The organism is Halorubrum ezzemoulense DSM 17463, from assembly GCF_002114285.1.
GTDB lineage: Archaea > Halobacteriota > Halobacteria > Halobacteriales > Haloferacaceae > Halorubrum > Halorubrum ezzemoulense.
In genome coordinates this window covers 1-2,707 of sequence record NZ_NEDJ01000139.1, presented here as the reverse complement: position 1 = coordinate 2,707, position 2,707 = coordinate 1, and the positions used below count along the sequence as shown (strand labels likewise).

Genomic DNA, 2,707 nt, shown 5'->3' with positions numbered 1-2,707 from the left:
ATATTCTAGTGAAGAATTTAATATACCCATCATAGTACTAGCAATTGGTATCACTCTCGCCCTCCATAATTCACTTGTGTCTCAGTACATACTTGGACGAGATCTACATACCGAATACTATTTAGCTGAGACAGTAATCAGGAAGGGCTTCTGGGATATTACAATAGCTGATCCATATAACAGTCTTCTAAGTGTCGTATCTTTTGCGCCATTGATAGAAACACTGACTCCGCTTAATCTATCATATACGTTTAAACTAGTGTACCCACTAGTGTATTCATTCACTACACTTTCAATATACTATATATCACTGAAGATACTGGAAAAAAAGGCGGCACTATTGTCAACATGCCTGTTTATTTTTATATCTCCATACTATATGATCAATATTTCTACTGCGAGACAACAGATTTCAATGCTCTTTCTTTCACTGATTATCATGCACATGGTGAGAGACAAACCGATGCAATCCAGTGTTATATCAATACTATGCGTTAGTATTATTGTGTCCCACTATGCCACTGCGATCCTTGGGGGCATCTTCATTATTGGTGGAGTGATTCTATACCATATAGTCTCCTACATTAAAGGCGAGGACCACCACCACACTATTCCCCTTCGAGTATTAGCTTTGTTGGGTGTATTTTCTATATTTTGGTTTTCAAATACAAGTAGTGGAATCTTTTTCACCGACATGGTCTTTCGGTTGTATACAATTTCAACAAACCTTCTGAATCCAGGTACGTCAAGCAGCTTAGGAGCTGTTTCAGGGAGCTCTTCAAATGTGATAGAAACTGTGAATAAAGCAATCTTAATGTTAATCTTACTAATAATTGGCATTGGAGTGCTAGCAAAAACAATACAATACCTCCTACTTGAAGATAGTAAAAATGACACATTTATCGCAACCTCTGTATCAGCGTGCGCCTTCCTCGCAATTACAACAGTTACCCCCTATTTTGGTCTGGAAGTTACTCGTTTAGCCTCAATCACACTTATCATTCTAGCTCCGTTTTCTCAAGTAGGATTCAATCGGATCTCCAAGACTCTGAGTTTGGATAGGGTCGCAGATGCAAAATCTTTGTTCTCTATATTTCTAGTTATTGTGCTGATTTTGAACTCAGGAATGGCATCAGATATGACGGGTATGAATCCGTCTTCGCCTTCAATGAGTGGTGATACAATTCATAATCAAAATTTGGATGAAAAATTTGAATTTTACAACTATTATACATCACCAGTGGCGAACGTGTACACATCAAAATGGATAAGAGATCACGCAGATCTACGGTCACACAGAATATATTTATCAGGACTATCATATTCAACATTGATTAGTTACGGAAGAGTTCGGGATGCTTCTACATGGTTCGGAGAAACATCTGTTAGTTCTCCACTATATCTTTCAATTGGTGACTTCCAATACGGGTCATACATATATATATCATATGTGAACAAAAGAGAAAACCTCATCTCAGTTAGGGGGTTTGATAAAAAGACAAGATTATACGAATTTGATGAAGTTAGACCAGGCCTAGTTAGTACGAACACTGTATATACGAACGGAAATTCATCCGTTCGGAAGGTTAGAAAATAGAGAATGACCTAGTATTCTCGAGGAAACAAACAATAACGAGATGTATATGATTGCTCCAGCAAATATGGAAAATATGACAGAAATATATGTTGGTTGAACAATGATCAGGACTATAGTGGCCATAGTAATTGAGCTTATTAAAGGGAACAATAGATCAGGCAGAAGCTGGCCAACTTCTAATCCTATTGATTCCTGGAGCCCGTAAAATTGGAAAGGTAATGTTGATATCATTCCAGAGGTAATGCTAATAGCTACACCACTAATGCCAAAGCTATTAGTAAGAGGATAGATAGATATCGCGATTACTACGGTCCGAACTAAGTTCATATGAAAGCCCCAGTTGGGCTTTCCAATACCACGAAATACGGAGCTAGATGTTTTAGCGATCGAGCGAAAAAGACCAGAAATGGCTAGAATTTGCATGGGTACAATCATTGACTCCCACTGTTCACCAAAGACGAGAATAGTGAACTCAGGGGCAATAGATATTATACCAAAAGAAGCAGGCATAACGAGAACAGATATTAGTCCCAAGGTATCTATAAAAGACTCTCTTACCTTGTCGAGATCATCTTGTATTCTTGAGAACGCGGGGAACATTACGTTATTGATTGTCTGAGATAGCTCCGTTGCAGGTGCATTTGATAACTGGAAACCAACTCGATAGTATCCGAGGGCAGCAGATGTGAGTAACCAACCAATGAACAGATCATCTCCAGAATTAGCTAGAAACGAAACGATAGCAGTCGCATGAATCCACCGACCATATGATAACAGAGACTTTAGAAGGTTAGAATTTATTCCAAAGGAAGGAGAATAGTCTGTTATCAAGAACGACATAACTAGCTGAGACGCTCTTCTTGATAATAATCCACCAACTAACGCCGAGGCATTGTCAAATTCGAAGGCTAGAAAAATTGCAACTACGATACCGACTACGCTACCGACCATCACATATAGGAACTGCTTTCTGAATTTTATATTTTTTCTGAAATATATTACTGACGGGTTTATCGAATCATGTAAAAAATATGCCAAACCGACTAACGGCAATAACTGGGAAACCAACGGCTCAGAAAAAAACCGGGAAGCTCTTGATGCCAACAGAGT

The 2,707-nt window shown here is 38.5% G+C and carries 2 protein-coding genes; one reads left to right on the top strand and one right to left on the bottom strand.

Features of this window, described 5'->3' with window-relative positions; translation table 11 throughout:
- A partial coding sequence (locus B9H04_RS17690) for a DUF2206 domain-containing protein (RefSeq protein WP_139835159.1) occupies positions 1 to 1,597 on the top strand: 1,597 nt, incomplete at its 5' end.
- Here the strand turns inward: B9H04_RS17690 and B9H04_RS17685 are convergent.
- The coding region (locus B9H04_RS17685) for an oligosaccharide flippase family protein (RefSeq protein WP_085682895.1) at positions 1,571 to 2,707 on the bottom strand (1,137 nt) is incomplete at its 5' end. The two genes, B9H04_RS17690 and B9H04_RS17685, sit on opposite strands and share 27 nt — an antisense overlap.